Annotated in this window: 1 pseudogene; it reads right to left on the bottom strand. The window is 42.4% G+C overall.

Annotated features, from left to right (window positions below):
- A pseudogene (locus AAEZ02_RS23255) lies at positions 1 to 245 on the bottom strand (IMP dehydrogenase); the annotation flags it as partial.

Below are 245 nucleotides of genomic sequence, written 5' to 3'. Positions count from 1 at the left end.
GCATTATATCGCGGCCTTCGTTGGGTAGCGATATGGGCTCATCTAACCACGTTGGATTTGCTGATGCGGTCACTAATAATAACCACAGCAACCACTCAATAATATTCAATTTACGCGCACTTGGCTCTATGCTTTGATTGCTTAAATTATGTGATGCAAAACTTGGAATGCGCAGACGCGTGTTGGCATCATTGGCGGCGGGTTTTAATAGTAACAATATTAAAGGTAGCGGCAGTAATAAAAAC

It is taken from the genome of Shewanella sp. T24-MNA-CIBAN-0130 (assembly GCF_040310185.1).
GTDB classification, from domain to species: Bacteria; Pseudomonadota; Gammaproteobacteria; order Enterobacterales; family Shewanellaceae; genus Shewanella; species Shewanella psychromarinicola.
Note: the sequence above shows the minus strand (reverse complement) of the source record. Positions and strands in the feature narration are given on the sequence as shown.